Here is a 26,210-nt window from a genome sequence, read left to right on the forward strand (position 1 = left end):
TCCCGCCACGCCGCCACCTCACCGGCGGGCGGGCGCAGGACGGGTGCGCCCAGCAGGTGGGCGACGCCGACCAGCGGATGCCCGGCGAAGGGGAGGCGGGCGCTGGGGGTGAAGATGTCGAGGACGGCGCGCGCGGTGTCGTCGACGAAGACGGTCTCGCTGTAGCCCAGGGCCGCGGCCAGGGCCAGGCGCCGCCGCTCGCCGGGCACGGCCGCGCCCTCGCGGACGACGCCCAGGAGGTTCCCGCCCCGGCCGCCGGGTCCGCCGAAGACGCTGAGCACGTCGACCTCGGGGAAGCCGGTGGCGCCCGTGCCGGCGTAGCCAGTGCCAGTGGTGTGGGTGTGATTCACGGCGACATTGAATCTCACCCGCTCTCGGGGCCGGCGCGGCGGGCGGCACCCGCACCCGCGGCGGGGGCGGTGGGTACGGGGGCGGGCGCGGGGGAGCGCTGACGCAGGAACAGCCACAGCCGGACCAGGCGGCCTTGGGGCCACCGGGCGGCGGGTGCGGGCGCGGCCGTGGGGGCGGGGGAGGGCAGGGGGTCGTCGTCGTCCGGCGGCGGCGGGGGCGGCGGGGGCGGTGCGGGAGTGTCGGCGCGGTAGGACTGGGCGCGCAGATAGGCGTCCAGGGCCCGCGCGGGATCGAGCGGCATGTCTTCCTCGGCTCTCGTGCCTGCGGGTGTGCGGGAGGCGAGGGCGCACCGGCCCCGGGAAGCGGGGCGGGGCGCCGGTGGCTCTCAGCAGCGCAGGACGGTGCCGCGCGCACCGGCGGCAGGAGCCCAGGGGTCCTTGGGGGCCTGGGCGGTGGCGGGCCCGGTGGGTGCGGTAGCCGGCGCGGGGGAGCGGGGGAGGGAGGCTCTGCCGGGGCGCCGGGCTTCCCGCGCCGCCCGGGCGGAGAGGGAGCCGGTGTCGGCGTCGCACTCGTCGGCGGCGGTGAGCTCCAGGGCGAGCGCGGTCCTTTCCACCTCGCAGCCGCTCGCCGCGGCCGCCGGCTCCCCGCCCGCGACCATCAGCAGCAGGGCGATGAGCACGGCGGTCGCGCCGCGCACGACGGACCGCGACACCGCACGGCCCCGACCCCGCTCAATCATGCACCCAGGGTAATTTGGCAATTACTTTGCGTGCATTCCCGCGTTCGGGTGAAGTTTCCTCCCCGCCCAGGCCCGCACGACGGCCGGCCGCTCCGCGCATGCCGGACCCCTGCCCACCACCGCCCGCCGACGGCACCCTCGAACGGGCCCCCGCCTGGGCCGCGATCGGCGTCACCGGAAACCCCGGCGGGGCCGGAGCCGCCCGCTCACGTGGGCAGGATCCACCCCGGGCCGTCAGGGTCACCGAGCCACACACGCTGACCGCCAGGGCCGACAGTCAGACCGAACGCGCTCTGAGGCGGTGATCCGGCCTCCCTCCACGTGTCGATGGCCTCCTCGACCGCATCCCAGAGACGGACGGGGCCACCCTGGCGGACGAGGAACCCGCCGCCGTCGGGTACGAGCGTGGCGAAGGACTTCTGCCCGACGTCGATGAGGTGGTCCAGCATCAGGCCGTCCGCGCCGGCCATCCCCCGGTACTGGGCGCCCGGAACGGCGAGCTGCGCGAGGAACTGCGGCATCCAGTCGCCAAGGACCCCGGGCCCGTAGCGGGCGCGGCGTTCATCCGCGGCGGAGACTTCCAGCAGGTCGGAGACGTTGCCGGGCGGGGGAGCCGCCTGCGGTCGGGCGATCATGAAGGAGACGGTCCCGGGCAGGAACGGGCCCGTGGCAGTGCCGCCGTCGCCGACGGTGAGCCTGACCAGCCCGGAGCCGTACAGCCACCCGGACACCGCGGTCACGATGGTGCCGCCGAGCCGGACCTGCTCCAGCCACGCGGCCGGGACGGCGCGCACGGAACAGGTGGCGATCAGCCGGTCGTACGGCGCTCCCGCCGCATGGCCGAGCAGGCCGTCACCGGTGATGACCGCCGGCTCGTACCCGGCGGCGGCGAGCGCGCTGCGGGCCCGTGCGGCGGCACCCTCATCACACTCCACCCCGGTCACCTGCGTGCTGCCGAGCCGTTCGGACAGGAGAGCGAGGGTCAGGCCGGCACCGACGCCCACCAGCAGCACACGGTCACCGTCCCGCGGGTCCAGGTCCTCCAGCATCCGGACCACCAGGCTCGGAAGGGTCGAGGAAGAGGTGGGGTCGCCCTGGACGGGCGCGTCCACGTCCTCGGGATGGAGGTGGCCGTCGAGCTGTGTCACCAGCGTCCGGTCCGTGTAGACCTCCGCCAGCCACTTGTCCACCTCGTCCGGGCCGGGGACGACCGGTGCCCACAGGGTGCCGCGGGGGCCGTCGGACCGGCGGAAGAACGTGCGGGCGAACTCGTGCCGGGGCACGGTCTCGACGGCGGACCGCCAAGCCGGCGAGCGTAGGTGGCCGCCCTCTTCGAGCTGGTCGGCGAGGTGCTTGCGCAACTGTGCGGCACGGTGTTCGTCCACGGCGTCGGGGTCGTTCATGCGGGGAGTCCCTTCTCCAGCAGGCCGGCCATGGCCCGGGTGATGGCCATGGTCGTACGGTCGTCGACGAACGCCCATTGCCCGTTGGGGTTGCACTCGTAGAACCGCCACACCCCGTCGCGCCCCAGTGCGAAATCGAAGGCACCGAATGCCAGGCCGAAGGCGCGCAGGTAGGCGCGGATGCCGGACCGGACGGGCCCGGGGACATCGATGCGCGTGAAGGTGAGCCGGTCGTAGTCCAGCCGCCAGTCGAGGTGGTCGCCATCGATGGTGATCCGGGTCGCGAACAGCTCCCGGCCGACGGCCACGACCCGGAGGTCCGCCGTCTTGGCGACGGCCTGCTGGAAGAGGTGCGGGCACGCGGCCACACCGTCGCCGATCCCGCCGGCCTCGACCTGCCGGACCCAGATCGTGCGCAGCTCACCGTCTTCCCGGTAGTCGGTGGAGCGCAGCGGCTTGTAGACCACCGGCCCGTGCTCCTTGGCGAAGTCCCGCGCCGCGTCAGGGTCGTTCGTGATCAGCGTCGGGGGAACCTCCAGCCCGGCTTCCGTGGCCATGGCGATCTGGTGGGGCTTGTACTCCGCCGCGGCGTTGCGGTGCGGGTGGTTGACGTACAGGCAGTCCGGGAGGGCGGCCAGGAGGCCGCCCAGGCCGTGCCGGGCCTGAGCGGTGGCGAACTCCCTTTCCTGCGCGTCCAGCCCGTCCACGGTGGTGTACGGGGACGGGCGCCGGCAGTACACGGCCCGCGCGTGATCCAGGCCGAGGGTGCGGGTGGGGGTGGTGAGCGGGCCGTGCCAGGACCGGCCGGCGCCCGCATAGGCGGAGAACGTCACCGCGCCCGGTTGTCCCGGGTCGAACCGCACGACCGGGACGCCCCGGCCGTGCAGCTCGGTGATGACGTGGTCCGCTGTCAGGTCATCCAGCTCGGTGAGGACGACAACCGGACGGGAAGGCGTCATCGGTCAGTCCTGGTCGCTTTCCTGGTCGCTGCCCTCGTCGGCGTTCGATGGGCCGGAGCCGTCGCCCTGGCTGGTGCGGGTCCTGGTCTCCTGGCCGGTGCCGGTGCCGTGCTTGCCCATCTCCACCCGGCGGCCTTCCGCGTCCTGGTAGACGGTGGTCTGCGTCTGCGGGTCCAGGGCGACCGCCTGCGCGGTGAACGCGATCACGGTCGGGTAGGGCTCCATACGGGTCAGGCCCCATGGTGCTGCCTCGGTCATGGTTTCCTCCGGTTCGGTGTACGAGGGAGTGCCAGTAGCGGCAGGCTGGGCAGTCCTGGTCATCGGGTCGCCTCGGCGTCGTCCGAAGCTGTCACCCGCCGGGAGCAAGGGTGGGGAGCAGGAGCAGCGGCGGATGACGGCGGCTTAAGGAGCAGCCGCGCTGCACAGAGGTGACGCGCGGAGTGTCGATGCCAGTACAACGGCGGCCCGGCCTGGCCCGGGAGGAAAATTCCGCCGGGTGCTGAGTGCGCCGGACCGGAAATTTCGGGGCGCGCGGTCCCTTGACGATGTGTGGGGTGGCTACCTTGGGGCCCGTGGAGGGCAACGAACGCCTGAGCCGCCGCATGACCGAAGCGGGATACAAGCAGGTCGAGCTGGCCGAGAAGGTCAATGCCTTCCTGACCGCCGGCTGCCGCGGCACGATCAGTGACCGTACGGTCCGCAACTGGCTCAGAGGCGAGACGCGTTGGCCGCACCCTCGTCACCGGGAAGCATTGGAGGAGCTTTTCGGATGTACGGCCGAGGAACTCGGCTTCATCCCCCCGCCGCCAGTAGATGAGGAAGATCCTGCGCGCCGCCGAGACTTCGTGGTCGCCGCCACCGGAACCGCCGTGGCCGCCGCCGTCCCCGCTCAGGCCGCCCCCAAGCGTGTCGGCCTCTCCGACGTCGAACGACTCCAGGAGAAGTTCGCCGCGATCATCGCCACCGACCACCGCGTCGGCGGACGGATCAGCATCGAGACCCAGGCCCAGGGCCTTGCCGGGGAAGCCCTCGCCCTCCAGTCCCGTGGCACCGCGAGCCAGCGAACCCGCGGAGCGCTCTACGCCACCGCCGCGTCGTTCATCTCCTCCGCCATGTGGGCCGCCATCGACGGCAAGCGGTTCGAGGCCGCGCAGCGCCACCACGACCGCGCCTCCAGCCTCGCCGCCATGTCCGGGGACGTGGCCATCCAGTTCCGCATCTGGTCCCACGCCGGGAGCCTGTACCGCCACCTCGGCCGCCCGACCGACGCCCTGGCCGCCAACGACGTCGCCCGGGGACTTCCGATCGCCCGCCGAGACCCGCTGTTCGCGTCCCTCGGCCATGCCCGCCACGCTGCCATCCACGGCCTGACCGGCGACGCCGCAGCCGTGCGTCGTTCCCTCGGTTACGCAGAGGACTCCCTCGAACGGGCCGCCGAGAACGAGCCCCGCCCCGTGTGGATGACGGCCTTCTACGACCGGGCCGAACTCGACGGCCTGGCCGTCGCCGCCCACCTGAGCCTCGGCCAGTACGAGGATGCCGAAGCCCGCGCCCACCGCAGCCTCGCCGGGCTCCGCCCGTACATGAACCGCTCCCGCGCCATCACCACCGCCCGCCTGGCTCGGGCACAGCTCGGCCAGGGCTCCATCGAGGCCGCCGTCGCCACCGCCATGACCGTGCCGGCGGAGGTGACCGCGCATCCCCGAGTCGCAGGAATGCTCAGCGATTTCCGCCGTAGGCTCCACCGCACCGCATCCGGCAGCACGCCCGCCCGTACCTGGGACGAGTACGCCCACGACGACGCCTGAAGGAGCCACGTGACCACCGCCAGCAGCCGCATCATCCTGCGCCACGCCACCGACATCGATCCCGTCTGGGAGACCCTGATCGAGGTCTATGCCGAGGTGCGCGCCGACCAGCTCCACCGCCCGCACTACTCGGTCGAGCGGTACGGCGAGCGACTGGCCCGCCACGCGCATGACCCGGGGTGGGAGGCCGTAGTCGGCTACGACGGGGACGAGCCTGTCGGTTACGCCTACGTCAACACCCTGACCCCGGACGACCGCTGGTGGCAGCGCATGACCACCCGGCTCCCCGAAGACTGCACCAGCACGCCCACGGTCGCCCTGAAAGAGATCATGATGCGCGAGGCATGGCGGAAAACCGGGGCCGCCCGCCGTATCCATGACGAGCTGCTGGCCGTACGCCCCGAGAAGCGCGTCTCCTTGCTCGTGAACCCGCAAGCCGGCGGCGGCAAGGTGCTCGCGCTGTACGAGACCTGGGGCTACGAGAAGATCAGCGAGCAGCAGCCTTCACCTGACGGGCCCGTCCTGACGGCAATGCTGAGGGATATTCGATGCGGCCCAGGGTGAGGGCGGCCACCTGATGGGTGCTGATCTGCGGCGTGAAGGTGACACGCGGCGCCGCGGGCTCCTCCTCGGCGGACTGGATGGTGACGGTGGTCTGCTCGGCGGCCATGACCGGTCTCCCTTTCAACGGTGGGTGTGGAGGTGGTGCTGTCTCCATGTCACCGCGTTCGAAGTTCCGTTCCCAGAGACGAAGGTGGGGACTTGCTGGGAGCGGATCTGGGAGAAAACTGGGACGCGCCTGGGACGGTCAGCCTGCGTGGAGGAGGTCCAGGACGGCCTGGCGGTAGACGGCGTAGATCTGGGGCAGTTCTGCGAGATGGGCGCGCTCGTCAATGCCGTGCAGCCCCTCGTACGGCAGGCCGAAGCCGGCGGTCGCCGGAATGCCCTCGCCCGCCAGCAGGTTGCCGATGTTCGACGGACCGGCGGTCTTCGCCCGGACCATCAGCCCCGCCTCAGCGGCGGCGCTCAGCAGGGCGGCGGCGGGCTGCTCGTCCTCCCGAAGGCGGAAGGGCGGCCAGGTGGTGATCGGGGTGACCTCGGTCGGATCCAGCACGGGCATCTCTGCGTCGAGCTCGGCGACTGCTTTGCGGACCAAGGTCTCGGCGTCGTGCGCGTCGAAGCCAGGAGTGGTGCGGATATCGACGTTCAGCTCGCACAGGTCGGGGGTGACGGAGAAGCCTTGGCCGCCGTGGAGGGAGGTCACCGACAGCTTCGGCGGCAGCGGGAATCCCGAGGCGCCGTCGACGGCAGGCAGTTCGGCGGTGTCCAGAAGGCGTACCAGGCGGGCGGCGCGGGAGATCGCGCCGACCACGGTCCGGCTCGATCCGGAGTGCCCGGAAGGGGCATGTACGGCGATGGCGGCCCGCCACAGGCCGCGGCCGCCCACGACGACGTCTTCCAGTCCCGGGTAGCCGATCATCACTCCCGCAGGCCGGGCCGCGGCCTCATCGGCGAGGTAGGCGCGGGCGCCTCCGAAGCCGCCGGTGTGCTCGTCGACGTCCAGAAGCACGGCGAGCCCACCGTGCAGGTCTGCGGCGCGGGCGTGGAGGTCGGCAGCGATGTGGCAGAACACCGCCGCGGCGAGCTTGGAGTCCGCCGAGCCGCGGCCCAGCAGCCAGCCGTCGACGAGGTCCCCGCAGGCCGGCGGGAACGACCAGGCGGTCTCGTCGCCGTACGGCGCAGTGTCCACACAGGCGTCCAGAGTCCACCAAGAGCCCGGTCGCCCGCCGGTGATTTCCACGAGCAGCCCCACCAACTCACCGGTGTCGTCGTGGAGACGGCGGTGCGGCAGGGTGCGGGCGGAGAGCCATTTCTCCAGCACGGTAAGGACGGGCCCGTAGTCGTCGATCCCAGCCCGGCTGGGCCGCCGGATCAGCTCCTGGGCGAGCTCGACCACGGACGCCGTACGGGCCTGAGCCTGCTGAAGGTTCTCGCTCACGTTTCTCCCCACCACGGTCAGTCCTGCCTTACCGGCAGCGCGCGCACGGCCTCGATCGTTTCCACCGGCCGTGCGGACCCGCACGCCTCCCGGCCATGGTGGACCAGGCCAACCGCTGCTTCGCGACTGAGTAAAACGCCGCAGTCGAACCCCTCCGCCCCGTGGAAGCTGGGAAGCGGTACGACCGCGGCGGTCTCGGAGGCGACGAAGAAGCGTTCCAGCGCCTCCGCCGCTTCCACCATGCCGATGTGGAGCGTCTTGACACCGTTGCGCCGGGCGAACGGGTCGCGCAGTTCCAGCAGCCGCACCAGATGGTCGGCCAACGCCCGGTGACGCGGGGGACCGTACAACACGCGGTAGTGCACCAGGTCCGGGTGCTGGGTCACGGCCGTCTCGACCGCCGCCAGATACGCCTTCTCCCGACTGCGGCTGCCGGTGACGACCAGCTGCTCACGCGCACCCCCCCCACAACGTCGACCATCGCCTCCACCAGGTCGGTCCAGCGGGTCAGCACCTTGACCACCACGGCCGTGCCGGAGGTCTCCAGCACGCTCGTGGCCGCTCCGTCCTGGTGAGCGAACAGCACTTCCGGCCGCTCCCGGTAAAACTCACACAGTCCTGCCCGGTTCCGCTTGCCTGTACGGCGACGCCCGGACTCCCACGCGCTCACCAGACTCGCGTCCGCCGCACCCCCAGTGATCGAGTTCAAGGCGTCGGCGGCCTCCTCCAGCGTCATGTTCCGCGCCACCCGGGCCCGCCTGAGCGCCGAATCCGTACTGCCGGCCGCAGCCACGCACACCGCCCCCTCCCCAACCACCAGCAGCTGCTCGCAGTCTTCCCCGCCCCCGGCGGTTCAGCAGCCCCTCACCAACCCTCTCGGCTCGGAACCGGTCGGATTCGCGTACGGCGTCGCCGCCCTCCTGGCGGCCTGCGGCGACGACCTCTTCCAGCGGCCCCGGGCCCTGCTGCCCGGCTACGCCGACCGCCAGGGCCCGGCCGCAGGGGACTTCCCCACCGCCGAGCATGTGCACGCCGCCACGGTGAAGTTGCCGGTTCGGCACCGTGACCAGGACATCCCCCTCGCCGACGACTGCACCGCGGCCATCGCCGAAGTCGCCTCCCACGCGAAGGACCTGCTGTGAACCCGTCCCCCCTCGACACCGCTCTCCTCGAAGACCTCACCCGCGCCGCCCGGCGGGACGGCATCGCCAAGACCGTTGTCGGCGCGGTCATCGCCGACGGCGACGGCAAGGTCCTGCTGCTGCACCGCACGGCCGACGACTACCTCGGCGGGCTGTGGGAGCTGCCCTCCGGCGGCGTCGACGACGGCGAGAACCTGATCGAGGCCCTGCGGCGGGAAGTCGCCGAAGAGACCGGCCTGACGGTCACCGCCATCGGCGCCTACCTCGGCCATTTCGACTACCGCTCCGGCAGCGGACGCGCCACCCGGCAGTTCAGTTTCACCGCCACCGTCACCACCGGCGAGACGGTCGAGCTCACCGAACACGACGCCCACCTGTGGGCCGACCGTACCCAGCAGCACCAGGTCTCCACCGCCGTCCAGGCCGTCCTCGGCACCTGGCGCGACCAGCCGGCCTGACCGGGCCCCGAGCCCGAAGCGGACCCTGCCCGCCTCCTCACGCAGGGCGGCCGGGGCCCGCCGCCCCCAAGGCCAGGCCCGCAAGGGGTGCGCCCCACCGCCGCCGGGCGCACGATGGCTGTAGCAGGAAGAAAGCGGGGACCCGGCGCCCTCGCCGGGCCAGGTCCCCGGACAGCCGGTGATTCGCGGAGGTGGCGAGCGATGGCCACGTTCATGGACGTCCATCACGGCATGGAAGGCATCACCGCCGAGCAGCTCTCGGCGGCGCACCGGGCGGACCAGGCCATCGAGCACGAGGAAGGCGTGCACTTCCGGCAGGCCTGGGCGGACCCGAAGTCAGGAACCGTCTACTGCCTGTCCGAGGCACCCTCGACGGACGCGGTCAAGCGCATCCACGCCCGCGCCGGACACCCCGTGACCGAGGTGTACCCCGTGCCGCTGACCGTCTCCTGAAACGGACGGACAACCCCACAACCCCCCGGGCGGTGCCGCTCTCACACGCTCCAGTGCGCCGGGCGCTCCAGCGACGGCGGCAGCTTCGTACGGCCGTCGCCGCGGGCCGCGTTGAGCTGGGGCTGGGTCAGGAAGATACTGCCGGTCAGGTCCGCGCCCGACAGGTCGGCGTCGCGCAGATCCGCCCCGATCAGGTCCGCCAGCCGCAGGTCGGCGCCCGAGAGGTCGGCCGCGATGAGATACGCGCCCCGCAGACTGGCCCCCTGGAGGTTCGCGCCCCTCAGCGCCGCGCCGATCAGGTCCGCACCCCGGCGGTCCTTCTTCTTGCCCTTGACCTGCGCCCGCACCAACTCGCTGGTACGCAGCAGCAGCGCGTTGACCCGCGCCCGCTGCGCCCCCACGTCCGTGTTCTGAAGGTCCTCGGGCGCCTGCAGGCTCAGGCGCTCGGTCTCCTCCAGCGCCGCGCGCAGCTCGCCGCGCAGCGAGCGGGCCGGACCCAGGCCCAGCGCCTCACCGAGGTACCACAGCAGTTCGTGCAACTGCCGCACCACCGGGAACACATCGAACATCTGCCGGGCCCGCTGCGGATCCTGACGCCAGCTGCGCCCGCCGAAGGTGACCTGCGAGACCTTCTGCCCCGCACCGAAGCAGTCGTAGACGGTGCAGCCGGAAAAGCCCTCCGGGCGCAGGCGGGCGTGGATGCCGCAGCCGAAGTCCTCGCGCAGATTGCCGCACGGGGTGCCGGCGTCCTTGTTCACCGCGAAGTCCGCCGACGCCGCGAAGGGCAGTGCCACACAGCACAGCCCGAAGCAGTCGCCGCACTGCCCCCGCAGCTCCAGCCGGTCCCGGTCGGACGGTGCGCCCTGGCGTATGTCGCTCACTGTGCCTGGTTTCCCCTTGCTGAGGGGCGCGCCTCGGCCCGGCATGCCCGCATGTACTCCGGCCCCTGTCTCGCCCACCGGCCGGATCCGCCCCAGTTTATGCGCCGGGCGCCCACCGCCCCCGCGCCCGCCGCCCCCGGCGCCACGATCGGCGGCGCGGAGGTCGTCGCCCCCACCCCGGTGATGCAGCATGAGCGGGAACGGCCTGCCACCCGCACCCGAGGAAGGGCCCGCCATGGCCTTGACCACCACACTGCTCGCCGCCTCCATGGCGGTGGCCGGGGCAGCGGGCACCCAGCCCCCGGCGGTGACGGTGGCCGCGGTCTTCCGCCCCCCGGCCCCCACCGCGCAGGCGGCCACCACGTACGACAGTGCGGTGCCCGCCGGCAGCCGTGTCCGCGTCACCGTCCGCCCCGCCCACCACGGCACCCGCTTCGAACTGCGCCTGCACGGCGTGAAGCCGCGGCGGACCTTCGGCGCCCACCTGCACCAAAGCCCCTGCACGGCCGACCCGCAAGGATCCGGCGGGCACTACCAGCACCTGGGGGACCCCGTACAGCCCTCGGTCGACCCCGCCTACGCCAACCCCCGCAACGAGGCGTGGCTGGATGTGACCACCGACGCCCGCGGCGAGGGCCGCTCCCTGGCCACCGTCGCCTGGCACCTGCGCCCCGCCCGGGCCCGCTCGGTGGTGGTGCACGAACACGCCACCGACACCCGCCCCGGCCGCGCGGGCACCGCCGGAGCACGCCTGGCCTGCGTCACCGTGCCCTTCCCCTGAGACCCCCACCAGGGCAGAGAGCAGAAAGGGGGTGGCCCATGTCGATCCGCGCCAGGATCAAGGACGCGCTCACCGGCCACCACACCCGCACCGGCCCACCGCCGCCCGCACCCCACGAACCCCACGAACCCCACGAACCCCGACCCACCACACCGCAACGGCAGCGGCAACGGGAACGGGAGCGGGAGACGGGGGAGCGCCTGCGGGAGGTGCGGCGCAAGGCCGACCAGGACATCGACCCCCACGAGGACTGGCCCGGCCAGGACGGCCCCCCGCCCGCCCCCTGAGACCAGGACGGCCCTCCCCTGAAAAGACGGCCCTCCCCTGAAAAGGGGCCCCGCGTTCAGCCGGCCCGCACCGGCAGCACGCGCGGGCCGCGCACCAGCAGACCGGGCCGGTAGGGCAGGGTGTCCGCGCCGGCGGCGAGCCGCAGGCCGGGCAGCGCCTCGAACAGGGCCGGCAGGGCGATCGCCGCCTCCAGGCGGGCCAGGCGCGCCCCCAGGCAGAAGTGCGGCCCGTGCCCGAACGCCAGGTGCGCCCCGGCCCGTTCGTCCCCTGCACCGGGCAGGTAGCGGGCGGGCGAGAAGGCATCGGGGTCGGCGAAACGCTGCGGATCCCGCCCGGCGGCCGCCAGGACCACCAGCACCGAGGCACCGGCCGGTATGAGCGTGCCCGCGCCCAGGTCCACCGCCTGCGTGGTGCGCCGCCACGTCGTGCCCTCCAGCGGGCTGGCGTGCCGCAGGACCTCCTCCACCACCGCCGCCCACCCGGCCGGCCCGCCCGCGCGGGCGGCGGCCAGCTCGCCGGGGTGGGTGAGCAGCAGCAGGCAGGCCGAGGCGAGCAGGTTCATCGTCGTCTCGTAGCCGGCGAACAGCAGCAGGAACGCCATGGCCAGCAGCTCACCGTCGTCCAGCGCGCCCGCGCCCGACTCGGCCACCAGCGCGCTGAAGACATCGGTGCCCGGCGCCCGCCGCTTGCCGGCGATCAGCGCCGTGAAATAGCCGTGCAGCGCCGTCCACGCCTCCTCCACCTCCCCCTCGGCCAGCGCGTCGGCCGGCGAGCCCACCCGGTAGGTCCACTCCCGCAGCTCCGCCCGGTCCGCCTCCGGCACGCCCAGCACCTCACCGATGACCAGTACCGGCAGCGGGAAGGCGAAGGCGTCCACGAGGTCGGCGCTGCCCTCCCGCTCCAGCCGCCCGGCCACCTGGGCCACCAGCTGCCCGGTCAGCTCCTCGATGCGCGGGCGCAGCGCGTCCACCCGCCGCGGGGTGAACGCCGCCGACGTCAGCCGGCGCAGCCGGGTGTGGTCGGGGGCGTCGGAGTTGAGCATGTGCCGGGCCAGGCACGCGCGGGCCTGCTGCGCGGCCGACACCGGGCGGGGCCGCCCGGCGCGGGGCGCGGGCACGTTGGAGAACCGCGGGTCGGCCAGCACCTCGCGGGCCTGGCGGTAGCCGGTGACCAGCCAGGCGTGCGTGCCGTTGGCCAGCGCCACCCGCCGCACGGGGGCCTCGTGGCGCAGCCGCGCGTAGTACGGATACGGGTCACGCGCGAAGTCGGGGTCCGCGGGATTCAGGAGTTCGGGCACCCGCCCATCCTTACCGCCCGCCCTCCCGCCCACGGCGGGGCCCCACGCCAGTACGGACACCGCCCGCGCTGTGCGGTCCCTACAAACCCCGCGGGCCGCCCGCCCGGCGCCGGCACCCCGCACCCGGCCGGGGTCGGCACCCCGCGCCCGCCCGGCACCGGCACCCCGCGCCCGGCCGGGGTCGCCCACCGCCACCGGGTGCACCGCGCACGCAAGGAAATGTGGGGCGGTGTTACCCCCGGCATCGCAAGATCAAGTATGTGTGTCCTTCGCCACACCTGTCACGACCGTGGCTGCCGACACTCATGGACGGGCCGTGCCCCGCCCACCGGCGAAACCCTCCCCCCACGCGGAAAAACCCCCACCGAACCCCCCTGACCAGCGCAGACGTAGCGTCCCCCGCACCGAAAATCAAATCTCTGTGAACTCTTGACGACGCCCTTACGCGCCTCACACCATTCACCGCATGGACTTGTCAGAGCGCCGGCACGGTGCCGCCCCGCGTGAACACCACGCCGGCGGCACGGGCGGCACACCCCGCCCCGGCCGGCCGCGGCGCTTAGCGCCCCGCCCGACCGCCCGCCCCGCCTGACCCCACGCACCACCCCTCCCACCGGCACCCCGGGACCCACGAGCCCTGTGCCACGCCCGCCGCCACCGGCGGGCACCCCGCCTCGCACCCTGCCGAGGCACTGGACGGCCGAAGGACCGGACCGGCCCACCCCCTTTCCCGGGTGGCGCTACGGGCCTCCCACGCCCTCCTCCACGAACTCGCCCGGACCCCGGGCGAACAACGGGGAAACCGCTCCCGGCCGGCCTCGCGCCACCGCCGCGGTACCCCACGGCCCGCCAAGGGCCACCCCTGGTGAAAACCCCGGGAACCGGCATCGCCAGCCGGCCCCGAGCACCGGGCCACCCCCCTTGCACCACCCGGCCCGGTCCTGCCCCCTCCAAAGAAGGCGAAGACCCACATGAGTGACCGCACCCTCACTGCGGCCGACACCCAGCCCGACGCCACCACCCCCGCGTCGGCACCCGCCCATGTCGACGCCGGCGACGCCGGCTACAGCAAGGACCTCAAGTCCCGCCACGTCAACATGATCGCCATCGGCGGAGCGATCGGCACCGGCCTCTTCCTCGGCGCCGGCGGCCGCCTCTCCAGCGCGGGCCCCTCCCTCTTCATCGCCTACGCCGTCTGCGGCGTCTTCGCCTTCTTCGTCGTCCGGGCGCTCGGCGAACTCGTGCTCTACCGCCCCTCCTCCGGCGCGTTCGTCTCCTACGCCCGCGAGTTCATGGGCGAGAAGGGCGCGTACACCGCCGGCTGGCTGTACTTCCTGAACTGGGCCACCACCGGCATCGCCGACATCACCGCGGTCGCCACCTACACCCACTACTGGGGCATGTTCAGCGACATCCCGCAGTGGACCCTGGCACTGATCGCCCTGGCGATCGTCCTCACCGTGAACCTGATCTCGGTCAAGTACTTCGGTGAGATGGAGTTCTGGTTCGCGATCATCAAGGTCGGCGCACTGGTCCTCTTCATGCTCATCGGCATCTTCCTGCTGGTCACCCAGCACGACGTCGGCGGCAGCACCCCGGGCCTGTCCCACATCACCGACAACGGCGGCATCTTCCCGACCGGCGTGATGCCCATGCTGATGGTCATCCAGGGCGTCGTCTTCGCCTACGCCTCCGTCGAACTGTGCGGCGTCGCCGCCGGCGAGACGAAGAACCCCGAGAAGATCATGCCCAAGGCGATCAACTCGATCATGTGGCGCGTCGGCCTGTTCTACGTCGGCTCCGTCATCCTCCTGGCCCTGCTGCTCCCGTACACCGCCTTCACCGGCGACGAGAGCCCCTTCGTCACCGTCCTGGGCAAGATCGGCGTCCCCTACGCGGCCGGCGTGATGAACCTCGTCGTCCTCACCGCGGCGCTCTCCAGCCTCAACTCCGGCCTGTACTCCACCGGCCGCATCCTGCGCTCGATGGCCATGTCCGGCTCCGCGCCGAAGTTCACGGGCCTGATGAACAAGGGCCAGGTGCCCTACGGCGGCATCCTGCTCACCGCGTTCTTCTGCGTGCTGGGCGTCGGCCTGAACTTCGTCGTCCCCGCCGACGCCTTCGAGATCGTGCTGAACTTCGCCGCGATCGGCATCATCGGCACCTGGGGCATGATCATGCTCTGCTCGCTGCTGTTCTGGCACCGCTCCAAGGACGGCCGCGTCACCCGCCCCGGCTACCGGCTGCCCTGGGCCCCCTACACCCAGATCATCACGCTGGTCTTCCTGGCCGGTGTGCTCGGCCTGATGGCGTCCGACGAGGGCGCCAGCCGCACCACCGTGCTGTGCCTGCCGCTGATCGCGGCGGCGCTGGTCGGCGGCTGGTTCCTCGTCCGCGGCCGGGTCGCCCGCATCCAGACGGAGAAGGAACTCGCCCGCACCGAGTCCTGACCCCGCAGCACCCCGGACCGGCCCCGGCCGGACCATCACGAAGGCGCCCGCCCCGGCACACACCCCGGGGCGGGCGCCTTCGCCCGTTCCCGGGGCCGTACGCATCCGCAGGCGGCCTCCCCCCAGGCCGCATCACCGCCGATCCTCAGCCCCACCGGCACCCCCCTGCCCTGAGACCGGCACGCAAAGTGGTTCACCCCCCGCCACAAGGGGCACACGAGGAACATGTGGCTGCTGAAACCTCCCGGTGTCTACGCCCCGCAGCAGGACTCCCTCCTGCTGCAAGAAGCACTGCGCCGCGAGATCCTGCCCCCCGCCGCCCGGGTCCTGGACGTCGGTACCGGCACCGGAGCCCTGGCCATCGCCGCCGCCCGCCAGGGCGCCGCCGAGGTCACCGCCGTCGACTCCAGTGTCCGCGCCGTCCTGACCGCCCGCCTCAACGCCCGCCTCGCCCGCCGCCGCGTCCGCGTACACCGCGGCGACCTGCTGGCACCGGTGGCCGGCACCCGCTTCCACCTCGTCCTGGCCAACCCGCCCTACGTCCCCTGCCCGCACCGCCCCCGCCCCCACCACGGCCCCGGACGCGCCTGGGAGGCCGGACCCGACGGCCGGGCGGTCCTGGACCGCCTGTGTGCCCAGGCCCCGCCCCTGCTCCTGCCCGGCGGCGTCCTGCTGCTGGTGCAGTCCGCACTCAGCGCGCCCGAGCGCACCGTGGACCAGCTCACCCGCGCCGGCCTCGATGCCGCCGTCACCGACCGCACGCTGATCGCCTTCGGCCCCGTCCTGCGCCACCACGCCGGCTGGCTGCGCGAGCGCGGGCTGCTGGAGGACGGCCAGGACAAGGAAGAACTGGTGGTCATCCGTGCCCGACGCCCCTGACCGCCCCGGCGAGGCCCCGCCTCCGCCCCCACCCGCGCCCGCGCCCGCGCGGAGGGTCTTCCAGGAGCCCGGGGGCCCGGTCCTGATCGAGGGCCCCGTCGAGGCCCCCGGCCCCGACGGCACCCTGGTGCGCTCCGACCGCCCGGTGGTCGCCCTGTGCACCTGCCGGCGCAGCCGCATCCTGCCCTGGTGCGACACCAGCCACCGGGGCCGCTCCAAACGCTCCGCCTGACCAGCAGGCGCGCTACGTCGCGATGGGAGGCAGGAATGCCAGAACCACCCGCCCGCGGGGAGATCTCCGCCGCGCTCCTCCACACCCTGTCCCAGGCCCCCGCCGACGGCCCCCCGCTGCCCGGCCGGCGGACGGTCGAGGCCGCCGACCCCTACGGGGAGGACCTCCAGCTGGCCCTCTACGCCTGCTACGAGCTGCACTACCGGGGCTGGCCGGGGGCGTCGGACGCCTGGGAGTGGAACGCGGAACTGCTGCGGCTGCGCGCCCTGCTGGAAGAGGCGTTCCACGGCGCGCTGCGATCGGACGTGCCCGCCGGCGGGGGATGGGAGGCCGCGCTGGAGAGCCTGGTGGTGGAGCCGGCGGACGGCAAGGGGGCGAGCTTCTTCCTGCGCGAGCGGGGGACGCTGGGGCAGATGCGCGAATACGCCGCCCACCGCTCGCTCTACCAGCTCAAGGAGGCCGACCCGCACGCGTGGATGATCCCCCGGCTGACGGGCCGCGCGAAGGCGGCCCTGGTGGCGGTGGAGTACGACGAGTACGGCGCCGGGCGCGCCGAGCGGATCCACGCCGGCCTGTTCGCCGCCCTGATGCGCGACCTGGGCCTTGCGGACGCCGGTAACCACTACCTCCCCCTGGTCCCGGCGGTGACCTTGGCGACGGTCAACGTGATGTCGCTCTTCGGCCTGCACCGGGCACACCGCGGCCATCTGGCGGGCCACTTCGCCCTGCTGGAGAGCGCCTCGCCACCGGCCTCCCGCCGCCTGGTCCAGGCACTCACACGCCTGGACGCGGGCCCGGCGGCCGTGCACTTCTACCGCGAACACGCCGAGGCCGACGCCGTGCACGAACAGCTCGTACGCCACGGCGTCATCGGCGGCCTGCTGCAGGACGAACCGCACCTGGCCGACGACGTGGCATTCGGCATCGAGGCCACCCGGTGGCTGGAGGACCGCCTGGAGGACCACCTGACGACCGCGTGGGAGGCGGGAGTTCCCTCCCTGCGGGCGGCCCTGCCGGCCGGCCCCGGCCCTGCGCGGCCCACGCCGATCGGCATGTAGGTCAGGTCCGGTCCTGATCAAGGGGTCCGACCGGCCGTCGTGCGGAGGGGGGCCCGCGCCGCCGATGAGAGGCACGTCAAGCGTCATGAGGGAAACACCCGCGGCCGCAGAGGGCAGGGGAGCGCCGCGGAAGCGGCAGCGGCACTCCTGCGGCGCGCGGCCGGTCCGCGGTCCGCCCCGCACCGCGGGCGCCTTCGCCCGGCGCGGCCGCTGAGGGGGCACCGCCCGGGCCTGTCGGGCGGTGTTCAGCGGCCGGGTGTCTCCTCGCCGGGGCCCGGCGTGCCGCTCTCCTCCGCCGCCGGCGGTTCCGCGTCGCGCCATTCCTGGGTGCGTGTGGGGCGCCCGGAGCGGGTCAGGCTCTCCTCCACTTCCTTCTTCAGCTCGTCGTCCCGCTTGGGGCCGTGCTTGCTGCTTCCCCGGTCCATCGCATCCTCCTGATCAGCACGGGCCCCCGGGGGCCCGGCAGGCCGCCGGGGGAGGGCCGGGCCATCGGGTGCCCGCCCACTTCCCACCCAAACCAGCCGGTTTGCCCCCGTCAAGGGGGGCCGGAGTGTCAGGCGGCGGTGCGCAGCGCCGCCGCAGACGCGGCCGCCGCGGCGGGCAGGGCCCGGGCCAGATCCGGCACCACCACGGCGGGCGCGGTGCGCCGGCGGTGCCACAGGGCGCCCGCCCCGACCGCGCCGGCGATGACCAGACCGCCGACGGCCAGGGTGCCGCGCGCGCCGGCCAGTTCCATCAGCAGGCCCAGCAGCGGCGGTCCGGCCAGCCCCCAGGTGGTGCTGGCGGTGCGCCACACGCCCAGGACGCGGCCGCGCATGTGGGGCGGGGGGTCGGTCTGCAGGACGGTGGTGCCGGCGGTGTCGGAGATCGACTCCACCACGGCCATCGGCAGGACCATCAGCAGCAGGACGGCCAGCGAGGGGGAGAAGCCGGCCACCACCTGCAGCAGGCCGCCGGCGGCGGCCAGCACGCCGACCAGGCGCACCGAGGGGCTGCGCAGCCGGGCGGCGAGGACGGCGCCGGCCATGCCGCCGACGGCCAGGACGGTGGAGACCGTGCCGAAGGCCCCGGCGCCGGCCTGGAGCGGGCCGGTGACCAGGACGGCCAGGGTCAGGCCGTAGTTGCGGCCGAAGACCGCGCTCAGGCCGGTGATGCCGGCCAGGGCCACCAGGCGCGGCCGGCGCAGGAAGAAGGCCAGGCCCTCACGCGCGCCCGTACCGCCGGCGGGCCGCTTGCCGGTGTCCGCCGCCGGGGCGGGGGAGAGGGCCGGGGGGCCGGCGGGGGTGCGCGAGGAGGCGTCGGCGGGGCGCAGGAAGGGGATGACGGCGGCGACGAAGAGGAAGGACAGGCCGTTGGCCGCGTAGGCGGAGGCCGTGCCGAGGAAGGCCACCGCCACCGCGGCCAGGGCGGTGCCCGCGAGCCGGCCGACGCTGTGGACGAGCGAGCCGACCGCGATGGCGGAGGGCACGTCCTTGGTGGGGACCAGGTCGTTGCCCAGCAGGGCGCAGGCCGGCCCGTCGATGGTGGCGATCAGGCCGGTGACACCGGCCAGGGCCATCAGGATGCCGATATTGAGCTGGTCGAAGGCCACCAGCGCGGCGGTGGTGAAGGCGACCAGGCCGAGCACGGACTGGCTGACGGCGGCGGTGACCTTGCGGGGCCACCGGTCGACGGCGGCGCCGCCGAGCAGGCCCATCAGCAGGCCCGGGGCGGCCTGCACGGACAGCGACAGGCCGGTGGCGGCGGCCGAACCGGTGATCTGCAGGACCAGGAGGTTCTGCACGGTCAGCTGCATCCAGGTGCCGGCGTTGGAGACCAGATTGGCCACCGACCACCAGCGCATGCTGCGGTGGCGCAGCGAACGCCAGGGGGCGTGGTCACCACCCGTACCGCGACGCGGCAGGCGCGGCGGTCGGGGCAGGCGGCGGGGGAGGGCGGGGCGGCGGGCGGCCGGGGCGGAAGAAGGCACAGGCGAGGACTTCGTGAAGAGCCCATCAGGCTCGAAAGGCGGATGCGGGCCGTGCGAAGGGCACCGGCGCGGTGCGCGGTGCCCTTGCGGAGTCTGGTGCCTGACGGCGGCGGCCCCACGAGAAAACGAGGGCGCCTCGTGCCGTTCGGCGACGTCCCATCGTCACAGACGCGGGCCCCCGCCCGCCGTCGCGATCAAGGAAAGCGGGCCCGGCGCACCCCCGGCCGCCTTGCGGCGCAAGGGAACGGGCCGAGTGGGTGGGGTTCCTCACAGGCTCCCCGCCCTCCCGGCACGCCCGCCCCCCGCCGGGGCCCGTCCTCTCGCACCATGGGGAAGGGCCCGGCCCGCCCGCCGGCCGGCCGGCCGCAGCCCACGGGAGGACACCGGCATGAACCAGCACCCGCCACGCGTCGCGGTGATCACCGGGGCGGACTCCGGCATCGGCCGCGCCACGGCCGTGGCCCTGGCCGCCGACGGCCTGGACATCGGCATCACCTGGCACCGCGACCACGCCGGCGCCCGGGCCACCGCCGCCGAGGTACGCGCCCTGGGCCGCCGCGCCGCCCTGGCACGGATGGACCTCGTGCGGCTGCCGGAGGCCGCCGACGCCATCGACACCCTCGCCGGCGAGCTCGGCCGCCTGGACGTGCTGGTCAACAACGCCGGCACCGGCAGCGGCGCCCCGTTCCTCGACCTCACCCTGGACAGCGTCCGCGAGGTCCTCGACGTCGACCTCGTCGGCCCGCTGCTGTGCGCGCAGCGCGCCGCCCGCCGCATGATCGCCCAAGGGGAGGGCGGCAGGATCGTCAACGTCACCAGCGTCCACGAGCACCAGCCGCGCGTGGGTGCCGCCGCCTACTGCGCGGCCAAGGGCGGCCTCGGCCTGCTCACCCAGGTCATGGCACTGGAGCTGGCCGAGCACCGCATCCACGTCAACGCCGTGGCACCGGGGGAGATCGCCACCCCGATGACCGGCCAGGAGGACACCGACGTCCACACCGTGCGCCGGCCCGGGGTGCCGCTGGGCCGCCCGGGGGACGCCCGCGAGGTGGCCGCGGTCATCGCCTTCCTCAGCGGCCCGGGCGCCGGCTACGTCACCGGTGCCTCATGGAGCGTGGACGGCGGCATGCTGCGCATGGGCCCGCAGGCCGGCTCGCACCTGCCCGACGACTCCTGGCGCCGGCCCTGATGCCCCCGGCGCGCCTCGGAACGCCCGGCCGCTCCTGAACCCCCGCCGCCTGAACCCTCGGCCGCTCCTGAACCCCCGGCCGCTCCTGAACCCCCGGCCCCGTGAACGCCTGACCGCGTCTGAACCCCGGCGGCCCCCTGGACCCCCGGCCACGCCTCCTGAAACCCCCGACCACGCCTCCTGAAACCCCCGACCACGCCTCCTGAATCCTCGGACACCCCCTGAACCCTCAGCCGCGTGTGCACCCCGGCGCCCCTGACACCCCCGGCCGCCCCGAGGGGACCCCGCCCGCCCGGGAAGGGACCCGGCCGCCCGTAGAGGGCCCTCAGTCCCCGCTCTCCTCCGAGCCGATGAGGTGCATCGCGGCCTCCTCGGCCGAGGCGGCGCCGCCGTCGACGCCGATGTCGCGGGCGACCACGTCGTTGCCGCGCAGGGGCAGTCCGTCGTCCATCACCAGCATCCGCCCGGCCCGCCGGCCGCCCACTTCCGTGTCCACCGGCTCGCCGTCCGCGCCGACCTGGTCGCCGATGCCGTCGTCCTCCGGCACGGCGATGTCGGGCACCTCCTCGGCCAGGCGCTCCTCCAGGCTCTCGCCCTCGTGCTGCTCGCGGGCCGTCGTGCCGTGGTGCTCGACCGCGAGCGGCCGTTCCGGCGGCGAGTAGCCCTCGTCGAGCATCTCGTCGAGGGTGTCGCCCTCCAGGGCGTTCTCCAGGTCGAGGTCGGCGCAGTTGTCGTGGGGGTCGGGGCCGACCGGCTGGTAGACCTCGTCGCCCATCGCCTCGTCGGACATGCGGCGCTCTCCTTCCTCGCCTTGGCGCCCGCCGGCGCCTTGGGCGCCTGATCGGCGGGTCCTGGCGGGTCGCCCGCGCGGGCGCCGTGCGGGCGGGGCCCGTGAGCCGGGCCGCCCGTGATCCACCGGCGGCCGGGGAGGGCCTCGGGCCGCCCGGGGCGCCCCGAAGGGGGCGGATCCTGCCGGCTCCCGGCATCCGGTCGCGGCCGTCACCTCCACTCTCGCTCTTCCCCGCGACTTCCGCGCGTTGTTGGCCGCCAGGCCGTTTCCGGCGGATCGCGTGAGCGGGCGGCTGCGGGGCCGTATCGTCCGCACCACCGCTGCGCGGTGGTGTCCTCAAGCCCCCCAGCTACCGCTGGGGGAGCCCCCAACGGGCTTGATCGTGGCTGAGTCCAGCGCAAATCAAGCCCGTCTGGGGGCACCTCCCAGCGGTAGCTGGGGGAGCTTGAGGACACGCCCGCACGGCGCCCGCCGCCGCAGGCGGCAAGGACGGCCCGCAGCTGAAGACCCGCCGGACGGCCTAGCGGGCGGGGACCAGGGCGAGGCCGGCGGGGCCCGGCCGGGGCGTGAGCGGGCGCGGCAGGGGACCGGCCGGGTCCTGGGCGCGCACGGTGAACCACACGACCTTGCCCCCCGGGGCGGGCCGGGTGCCCCAGCTGTCGCTGAGCGCCGCGATCATCGCCAGCCCCCGCCCCGGCGCCGCGCACGGCACCACCGCGCACAGCGGCGGCAGCCGCGGATCGCGGTCCGTCACCGAGACCGTCAAATGGCGCCCGGACCAGGCCAGTTCCAGGGTGCACGTCTTGTCGGCGCCGGCGTGCCGGTGGACATTGGTCAGCAGCTCCTCCACCCCCAGCCCCACCGGCCGCACCAGTGACTGCAGTTGCCAGTAGCGCAGATGCGCGGCGACGATGCGCCGCACCTGGGGCATCCGCACCGGGTCGGCCTCGGTGTGCAGGACGTAGCGGTGGCCGGGTTCGGCGTTCATGGCCGCACCTCCCTCCTCGCCGAGGAGGCCGCACCACTTCGCCGCGCTCCTCGCTCGACCGCCGAAGAACGCCTTTCCGTGCACACCAGCCCGCACGTCGGCGCACCCGCCGGATACCCCAGGGTCACCCGCCCGCCGTGATCGCGCAACGCCACACCCCCGCCCGCCCGCTGTGACGGGCGGTGGTGAGCACGGCAACTGCCCGTGCCACTGGGCCAAGCGGGGCCCAAGGACAGGAATGGGGCGAATGTCCCGGGTCCAGGGGGGTACTGGGAGGGCCCTGCCCCCGGCGACCTCGCCGGCGGGAAGCCCCCACCCAGGAGGACCGCCATGGCCGAGACCAATCCCATCGCCCTGCAGAAGGCCCTCAAGGGCGCGCCCTACCCCAGCGACCGGGACAAGCTCGTCGAGGTGGCCAAGAAGAACAAGGCCGGCCGCGACATGGTGGACAAGATCTCCCACCTCGACGCCAAGACCTACGACAGCCCCGCCGACGTGCAAAAGGCCGTCTTCCGCGGGGAGTGAGACTCAGCTCCCGGCGCCCGCACCGGCAGGAATCCCGGCGCCCGCACCGACAGGAAGGAGCCGCCATGGCCACCGCACCCGTTCCCCGCTGGGAACACGCCGTCGTCACCGGCGGGGCCGGCTTCGTCGGATCCCACCTGTGCACCGCACTGATCGGCCAGGGCACCGCCGTCACCTGCGTGGACGACCTGTCCACCGGCAACCGCGCGAACATCGCCCACCTGGAGGACCGGCCCGGGTTCACCTTCCTCCAGGCCGACGTCACCGGGCCGTTCACCCCGCCCCGGCCCGCCGACCTCGTCCTGCACTTCGCCTCACCCGCCTCACCGGCCGACTACCTGCGGCTGCCCCTGCACACCCTGGCCACCGGCAGCAGCGGCACCCACAACGCCCTGGCCCTGGCCCGCCGCGACGAGGCGCGCTTCCTGCTCGCCTCCACCTCCGAGGTCTACGGAGACCCCCAGCAGCACCCGCAGAGCGAGAGTTACTGGGGCAACGTCAACCCCGTGGGCCCGCGCAGCGTCTACGACGAGGCCAAGCGCTTCGCCGAGGCCCTGACCACCGCCGAGGCCGCCGAACACGGCACCAACACCGGCATCGTGCGGCTGTTCAACACCTACGGGCCGCGCATGCGCGGCCACGACGGCCGGGCGGTGCCCACCTTCATCCGCCAGGCCCTGGCGGGGGAGCCGCTGACCGTCACCGGCGACGGCCGCCAGACCCGCTCCCTGTCCTACGTCGACGACACCGTGCGCGGCATCCTGGCCATGGCCGCCTCCGACCTGCGCGGCCCGGTCAACCTCGGCAACCCCACCGAGATCACCATGCTCGAACTGGCCCGTACCGTCATCGAACTGGCCCGGTCCTCCTCCACCGTCCGCTTCATCGACCGGCCCACCGACGACCCGGCCGTCCGCTGCCCGGACATCACCCTGGCTCGCGGCAAGCTGCAGTGGGAACCGCGGATACCCGCCCGGGAGGGCCTGGCCCGGGCCATCAGCTGGTTCCGCACCCGGCCGGCCGCCTGAACAACACCCCCCGCACCCACCACCCCCTGCCGGCCGGCCAGGAAAGGCCCCTGACGCCCATGCGCATCCTCGGAATCAACGCCCTCTTCCACGACCCCGCCGCCGCCCTGGTCATCGACGGACACACCGTCGCCGCCGCCGAGGAGGAACGCTTCTCCCGGCGCAAGCACGGCAAACGGCCCGTACCCTTCTCCGCCTGGGAAGTCCCCGGCCAGGCCGCCGCCTGGTGCCTGAGCCAGGCCGGCCTGCGCCCCTCCGACCTCGACGCCGTCGCCTACTCCTTCGACCCCCACCTCGCCCGCCCCGCCGAGACCATGGGCCTCGACGACCCCTGGGACCACCTGCGCCTGACCTACGCTCACGAAGCCCCCGGCTTCCTGAGCGAGGCCCTGCCCGGACTCGACCCCGCACGAGTCCGCTTCGTCCCCCACCACATGGCCCACGCCGCCTCCGGCGCCTTCGCCGCCCCCGGCGCCGGCACCTGCTCCGTCCTGGTCCTCGACGGCCGCGGCGAGGCCACCTCCCACCTGGCCGCCCGCCGCACCGGCACCACCCTGGAGCCCCTGCACGGCCAGGAACTGCCCCACTCCCTGGGCCTGGTCTACGAGGAACTCACCGAACACCTGGGCTTCCTGCGCTCCAGCGACGAGTACAAGGTGATGGCCCTGGCCTCCTACGGCACCCCGCGCATGCTCGGCGAGCTGCGCCGCCACGTGCACCCCACCGGCGACGGCGGGTTCCGCGCCGCCGGGGTGCCCTGGGAGGAGCTGTGCACCGCGCGCAGGCCGGGGGAGGCGTGGACCCAGGACCACGCCGACCTCGCCGCGAGCACCCAGGCGTGCCTGGAGGAGACGCTGCTGGACCTGGTCCGCTGGCTGCACGGCCGTACCGGCGACCGCGTCCTGGCCATGGCCGGCGGAGTGGCGCTCAACTGCGTGGCCAACTCCCGCATCGCCCGCGAGGGCCCCTTCGACACGGTGTGGGTGCAGCCGGCCGCCGGCGACGCGGGCACCGCCCTGGGCGGCGCACTGCTGCTCTCGGCGGACACCGGGCACCCGCCCGAGCCGCCGGCCGGCGCCGACCTGGGGCGCGGCTGGTCGGACGCGGAACTGGAGGCGTGGCTGAAGACCGCCCAGGTGCCCTACGAACGGCCCCCCGACGTCGCCGAGACCGTCGCCCGGGCCCTGGCCGGCGACGCGGTCGTCGCCTGGTTCCAGGGCCGCGCCGAGTTCGGCCCGCGCGCCCTCGGCCACCGCTCCCTGCTCGCCCACCCCGGCCACGTGGGCAACCTGGAACGGCTCAATGACGTGAAGGGCCGCGAACAGTTCCGCCCCGTGGCCCCCATGGTCCTGGCCGACCGCGCCGGTGAGATCTTCGACGGGCCGCTGCCCAGCCCGTACATGCTCTTCGTCCACGACGTCGCCCCCCGCTGGCGCGAGCGCATCCCGGCCGTGGTGCACGTCGACGGCAGCGCCCGCGTCCAGACCGTCGACGCCGCCGCCGAACCCCTTCTCGCCCGGATGATGACCGCCTTCGAACGGCTGACCGGCCTGCCCGTGGTGGTCAACACCAGCCTCAACACCGCCGGCCGCCCCATGGTCGACGACCCGCGCGACGCACTGGAGTGCTTCGGCTCCGCCCCCGTGGACCTCCTCGCCATGGGCCCCTTCGTGGTGCGCCGCGGCGAGTTCTTCTCCACCGGCAGCCCCGACGAGGCCACCACCGTCGTCGCCGACGGCTCCCTGACCGACCGCGGATGCGTCCGGTGAACGCCCCGCCCTGCGCCCCCTCCTACGCGGTCGTCATCCCCACCCTGGGCCGCCCCAGCCTCACCGCCTGCCTGCGCGCCCTGGCCGACGCCCAGGGCCCGCCGCCCGCCCGTATCGTGCTCGTCGACGACCGGCCGCTTCGGGAGTGCGGCCCCCTGCCCGTCACCGTCCCCGAAACCCTGCGCCCGGTGACCGCGATCGTGCCCGGCTGCGCGGCGGGCCCGGCCGCCGCCCGCAACACCGGCTGGGCGCTGGTCCGCGAGCCGTGGATCGCCTTCCTCGACGACGACGTCCTGCCCGGCCCCACCTGGGCGGCCGACCTCGCCGCCGACCTCGCCGCCACCACCGGGGCCACCGCGGCCGTCACCGCCCGCATCACCGTCCCCCTGCCCCCCGGCCGCCGCCCCACCGACTTCGAACGCGGCACCGCCGGCCTGGCCACGGCCCGCTGGATCACCGCCGACATGGCCTACCGGCGCACCGCCCTCCAGGCGGTGGGCGGCTTCGACGAACGCTTCACCCGCGCCTTCCGCGAGGACGCCGACCTGGCCCTGCGCGTCCTGGACGCCGGCTGGAGCATCGCCGCGGGCACCCGGCACACCACCCACCCCGTACGGGGTGCCGGCCGCTGGGTATCGGTGCGCGCCCAGGCGGGCAACGCCGACGACGTCCTGATGAACCGCCTGCACGGGCGCACCTGGTGGGCCCGCGCCGGCGCACCGCGCGGCCGGCTGCCCGCCCACCTGGCGGTGACCGCCGCCGCCGGCGCGGCCC

Annotated in this window: 31 protein-coding genes; 16 read left to right on the forward strand and 15 right to left on the reverse strand. The window is 74.1% G+C overall.

Annotated features, from left to right (window positions below; translation table 11 throughout):
• The 6 genes from J7E86_RS23945 to tgmA form a co-directional block, all read right to left on the reverse strand.
• On the reverse strand, window positions 1–281 hold a 281-nt coding region (locus tag J7E86_RS23945; RefSeq protein WP_308312708.1), incomplete at its 3' end, for a PhzF family phenazine biosynthesis protein.
• Window positions 282–364: 83 nt separating this feature from the next.
• Window positions 365–652: a hypothetical protein gene (locus tag J7E86_RS23950; RefSeq protein ID WP_215084071.1), complete on the reverse strand. Its 288-nt coding sequence runs from the start codon at window positions 650–652 to the stop codon at window positions 365–367.
• 84 nt (window positions 653–736) lie between these two features.
• Window positions 737–1,090, reverse strand: a complete 354-nt coding sequence (locus J7E86_RS23955; RefSeq protein ID WP_215084073.1) for a hypothetical protein — start codon at window positions 1,088–1,090, stop codon at window positions 737–739.
• A gap of 206 nt (window positions 1,091–1,296) precedes the next feature.
• Window positions 1,297–2,493 (reverse strand): ATP-grasp peptide maturase system methyltransferase, encoded by a 1,197-nt coding sequence (gene tgmC, locus J7E86_RS23960; RefSeq protein ID WP_215084075.1) that lies wholly within the window; start codon window positions 2,491–2,493, stop codon window positions 1,297–1,299.
• Window positions 2,490–3,452, reverse strand: a complete 963-nt coding sequence (gene tgmB, locus J7E86_RS23965) for an ATP-grasp ribosomal peptide maturase (RefSeq protein WP_215084077.1) — start codon at window positions 3,450–3,452, stop codon at window positions 2,490–2,492. The genes tgmC and tgmB overlap by 4 nt, the downstream gene beginning before the upstream one ends.
• Before the next feature lie 3 nt (window positions 3,453–3,455).
• Window positions 3,456–3,710, reverse strand: coding sequence for a putative ATP-grasp-modified RiPP (gene tgmA, locus J7E86_RS23970; protein ID WP_215084079.1), 255 nt, complete (start codon window positions 3,708–3,710; stop codon window positions 3,456–3,458).
• Between the two features lie 296 nt (window positions 3,711–4,006).
• Between tgmA and J7E86_RS31675 the strand changes: the two genes are divergently transcribed.
• Together J7E86_RS31675 and J7E86_RS23980 are read left to right on the forward strand one after the other, a co-directional pair.
• Window positions 4,007–5,260, forward strand: a complete 1,254-nt coding sequence (locus J7E86_RS31675; RefSeq protein ID WP_308312706.1) for a helix-turn-helix transcriptional regulator — start codon at window positions 4,007–4,009, stop codon at window positions 5,258–5,260.
• Between the two features lie 9 nt (window positions 5,261–5,269).
• A complete protein-coding gene (locus J7E86_RS23980) occupies window positions 5,270–5,824 on the forward strand; it encodes a GNAT family N-acetyltransferase (RefSeq protein ID WP_215084083.1) in 555 nt (184 codons plus the stop codon).
• Window positions 5,825–6,068: 244 nt separating this feature from the next.
• On the opposite strand, the gene J7E86_RS23985 is transcribed toward J7E86_RS23980, so the two are convergent.
• From J7E86_RS23985 to J7E86_RS31345, 3 genes are read right to left on the reverse strand one after another with little or no spacing between them, the layout of a single operon-like run.
• A complete protein-coding gene (locus J7E86_RS23985; protein ID WP_215084085.1) occupies window positions 6,069–7,259 on the reverse strand; it encodes a M20 family metallopeptidase in 1,191 nt (396 codons plus the stop codon).
• A gap of 17 nt (window positions 7,260–7,276) precedes the next feature.
• Window positions 7,277–7,645 (reverse strand): hypothetical protein, encoded by a 369-nt coding sequence (locus tag J7E86_RS31340; protein ID WP_251019584.1) that lies wholly within the window; start codon window positions 7,643–7,645, stop codon window positions 7,277–7,279.
• Entirely contained in the window at window positions 7,642–7,995 is a 354-nt protein-coding gene (locus J7E86_RS31345; RefSeq protein WP_251019585.1) for a hypothetical protein, read from the reverse strand. The genes J7E86_RS31340 and J7E86_RS31345 overlap by 4 nt, the downstream gene beginning before the upstream one ends.
• Here J7E86_RS31345 and J7E86_RS23995 point away from each other — a divergent pair.
• From J7E86_RS23995 to J7E86_RS24005, 3 genes are all read left to right on the forward strand, one after another.
• A complete protein-coding gene (locus tag J7E86_RS23995) occupies window positions 7,994–8,401 on the forward strand; it encodes a hypothetical protein (RefSeq protein ID WP_215084087.1) in 408 nt (135 codons plus the stop codon). The two genes, J7E86_RS31345 and J7E86_RS23995, sit on opposite strands and share 2 nt — an antisense overlap.
• A complete protein-coding gene (locus J7E86_RS24000; RefSeq protein ID WP_215084089.1) occupies window positions 8,398–8,859 on the forward strand; it encodes an NUDIX hydrolase in 462 nt (153 codons plus the stop codon). Before J7E86_RS23995 ends, J7E86_RS24000 begins: the two co-directional genes overlap by 4 nt.
• 201 nt (window positions 8,860–9,060) lie before the next feature.
• On the forward strand, window positions 9,061–9,312 hold the full coding sequence (locus J7E86_RS24005; protein WP_215084091.1) for an SCO4226 family nickel-binding protein: 252 nt from the start codon (window positions 9,061–9,063) through the stop codon (window positions 9,310–9,312).
• A 41-nt stretch (window positions 9,313–9,353) separates the two neighbouring features.
• On the opposite strand, the gene J7E86_RS24010 is transcribed toward J7E86_RS24005, so the two are convergent.
• Complete coding sequence (locus J7E86_RS24010) at window positions 9,354–10,193, reverse strand: pentapeptide repeat-containing protein (protein ID WP_374223852.1); 840 nt, start codon at window positions 10,191–10,193, stop codon at window positions 9,354–9,356.
• 235 nt (window positions 10,194–10,428) lie between these two features.
• On the opposite strand from J7E86_RS24010, the gene J7E86_RS24015 reads away from it, so the two are divergent.
• Complete coding sequence (locus tag J7E86_RS24015; RefSeq protein ID WP_215084096.1) at window positions 10,429–10,974, forward strand: superoxide dismutase family protein; 546 nt, start codon at window positions 10,429–10,431, stop codon at window positions 10,972–10,974.
• A 38-nt stretch (window positions 10,975–11,012) separates the two neighbouring features.
• Complete coding sequence (locus tag J7E86_RS24020) at window positions 11,013–11,261, forward strand: hypothetical protein (protein WP_215084098.1); 249 nt, start codon at window positions 11,013–11,015, stop codon at window positions 11,259–11,261.
• A gap of 56 nt (window positions 11,262–11,317) precedes the next feature.
• Here J7E86_RS24020 and J7E86_RS24025 read toward each other — a convergent pair whose 3' ends face one another.
• Window positions 11,318–12,559 carry a cytochrome P450 gene (locus tag J7E86_RS24025; RefSeq protein WP_215084100.1) on the reverse strand — a complete coding sequence of 414 codons (1,242 nt, stop codon included), beginning with the start codon at window positions 12,557–12,559 and terminating at the stop codon, window positions 11,318–11,320.
• A 971-nt stretch (window positions 12,560–13,530) separates the two neighbouring features.
• Between J7E86_RS24025 and J7E86_RS24030 the strand changes: the two genes are divergently transcribed.
• The 4 genes from J7E86_RS24030 to J7E86_RS24045 all read left to right on the forward strand — a co-directional run bounded on the left by J7E86_RS24030 (window position 13,531) and on the right by J7E86_RS24045 (window position 17,178).
• Complete coding sequence (locus J7E86_RS24030) at window positions 13,531–15,009, forward strand: amino acid permease (protein ID WP_215084102.1); 1,479 nt, start codon at window positions 13,531–13,533, stop codon at window positions 15,007–15,009.
• 225 nt (window positions 15,010–15,234) lie between these two features.
• Window positions 15,235–15,888, forward strand: coding sequence for a HemK2/MTQ2 family protein methyltransferase (locus J7E86_RS24035; protein WP_215084104.1), 654 nt, complete (start codon window positions 15,235–15,237; stop codon window positions 15,886–15,888).
• Window positions 15,872–16,120: a CDGSH iron-sulfur domain-containing protein gene (locus J7E86_RS24040; RefSeq protein ID WP_215084106.1), complete on the forward strand. Its 249-nt coding sequence runs from the start codon at window positions 15,872–15,874 to the stop codon at window positions 16,118–16,120. The genes J7E86_RS24035 and J7E86_RS24040 overlap by 17 nt, the downstream gene beginning before the upstream one ends.
• 35 nt (window positions 16,121–16,155) lie before the next feature.
• The gene (locus tag J7E86_RS24045; RefSeq protein ID WP_215084108.1) at window positions 16,156–17,178 is read left to right on the forward strand and encodes an iron-containing redox enzyme family protein; all 1,023 of its coding nucleotides are present in this window, start codon (window positions 16,156–16,158) and stop codon (window positions 17,176–17,178) included.
• Between the two features lie 245 nt (window positions 17,179–17,423).
• On the opposite strand, the gene J7E86_RS24050 is transcribed toward J7E86_RS24045, so the two are convergent.
• Window positions 17,424–17,603 carry a hypothetical protein gene (locus tag J7E86_RS24050; protein ID WP_215084110.1) on the reverse strand — a complete coding sequence of 60 codons (180 nt, stop codon included), beginning with the start codon at window positions 17,601–17,603 and terminating at the stop codon, window positions 17,424–17,426.
• A 128-nt stretch (window positions 17,604–17,731) separates the two neighbouring features.
• Entirely contained in the window at window positions 17,732–19,021 is a 1,290-nt protein-coding gene (locus J7E86_RS24055) for an MFS transporter (protein WP_215084126.1), read from the reverse strand.
• A 514-nt stretch (window positions 19,022–19,535) separates the two neighbouring features.
• Here J7E86_RS24055 and J7E86_RS24060 point away from each other — a divergent pair.
• Entirely contained in the window at window positions 19,536–20,336 is an 801-nt protein-coding gene (locus J7E86_RS24060) for an SDR family oxidoreductase (RefSeq protein ID WP_215084112.1), read from the forward strand.
• Between the two features lie 325 nt (window positions 20,337–20,661).
• Here J7E86_RS24060 and J7E86_RS24065 read toward each other — a convergent pair whose 3' ends face one another.
• Window positions 20,662–21,126: a DUF5709 domain-containing protein gene (locus tag J7E86_RS24065; protein WP_215084114.1), complete on the reverse strand. Its 465-nt coding sequence runs from the start codon at window positions 21,124–21,126 to the stop codon at window positions 20,662–20,664.
• 520 nt (window positions 21,127–21,646) lie between these two features.
• On the reverse strand, window positions 21,647–22,114 hold the full coding sequence (locus tag J7E86_RS24070) for an ATP-binding protein (protein WP_215084116.1): 468 nt from the start codon (window positions 22,112–22,114) through the stop codon (window positions 21,647–21,649).
• Window positions 22,115–22,444: 330 nt separating this feature from the next.
• On the opposite strand from J7E86_RS24070, the gene J7E86_RS24075 reads away from it, so the two are divergent.
• The 4 genes from J7E86_RS24075 to J7E86_RS24090 all read left to right on the forward strand — a co-directional run.
• Window positions 22,445–22,639: a DUF2795 domain-containing protein gene (locus J7E86_RS24075; RefSeq protein ID WP_215084118.1), complete on the forward strand. Its 195-nt coding sequence runs from the start codon at window positions 22,445–22,447 to the stop codon at window positions 22,637–22,639.
• A gap of 65 nt (window positions 22,640–22,704) precedes the next feature.
• Window positions 22,705–23,667 (forward strand): NAD-dependent epimerase/dehydratase family protein, encoded by a 963-nt coding sequence (locus J7E86_RS24080; protein ID WP_215084120.1) that lies wholly within the window; start codon window positions 22,705–22,707, stop codon window positions 23,665–23,667.
• Between the two features lie 59 nt (window positions 23,668–23,726).
• Entirely contained in the window at window positions 23,727–25,436 is a 1,710-nt protein-coding gene (locus J7E86_RS24085) for a carbamoyltransferase C-terminal domain-containing protein (RefSeq protein ID WP_215084122.1), read from the forward strand.
• A partial coding sequence (locus tag J7E86_RS24090) for a glycosyltransferase (protein ID WP_308312707.1) occupies window positions 25,433–26,210 on the forward strand: 778 nt, incomplete at its 3' end. The genes J7E86_RS24085 and J7E86_RS24090, both read left to right, overlap by 4 nt.

Origin of the sequence: Streptomyces sp. ISL-11 (genome assembly GCF_018614525.1) — a bacterium.
In the GTDB taxonomy this organism is placed as follows: domain Bacteria; phylum Actinomycetota; class Actinomycetes; order Streptomycetales; family Streptomycetaceae; genus Streptomyces.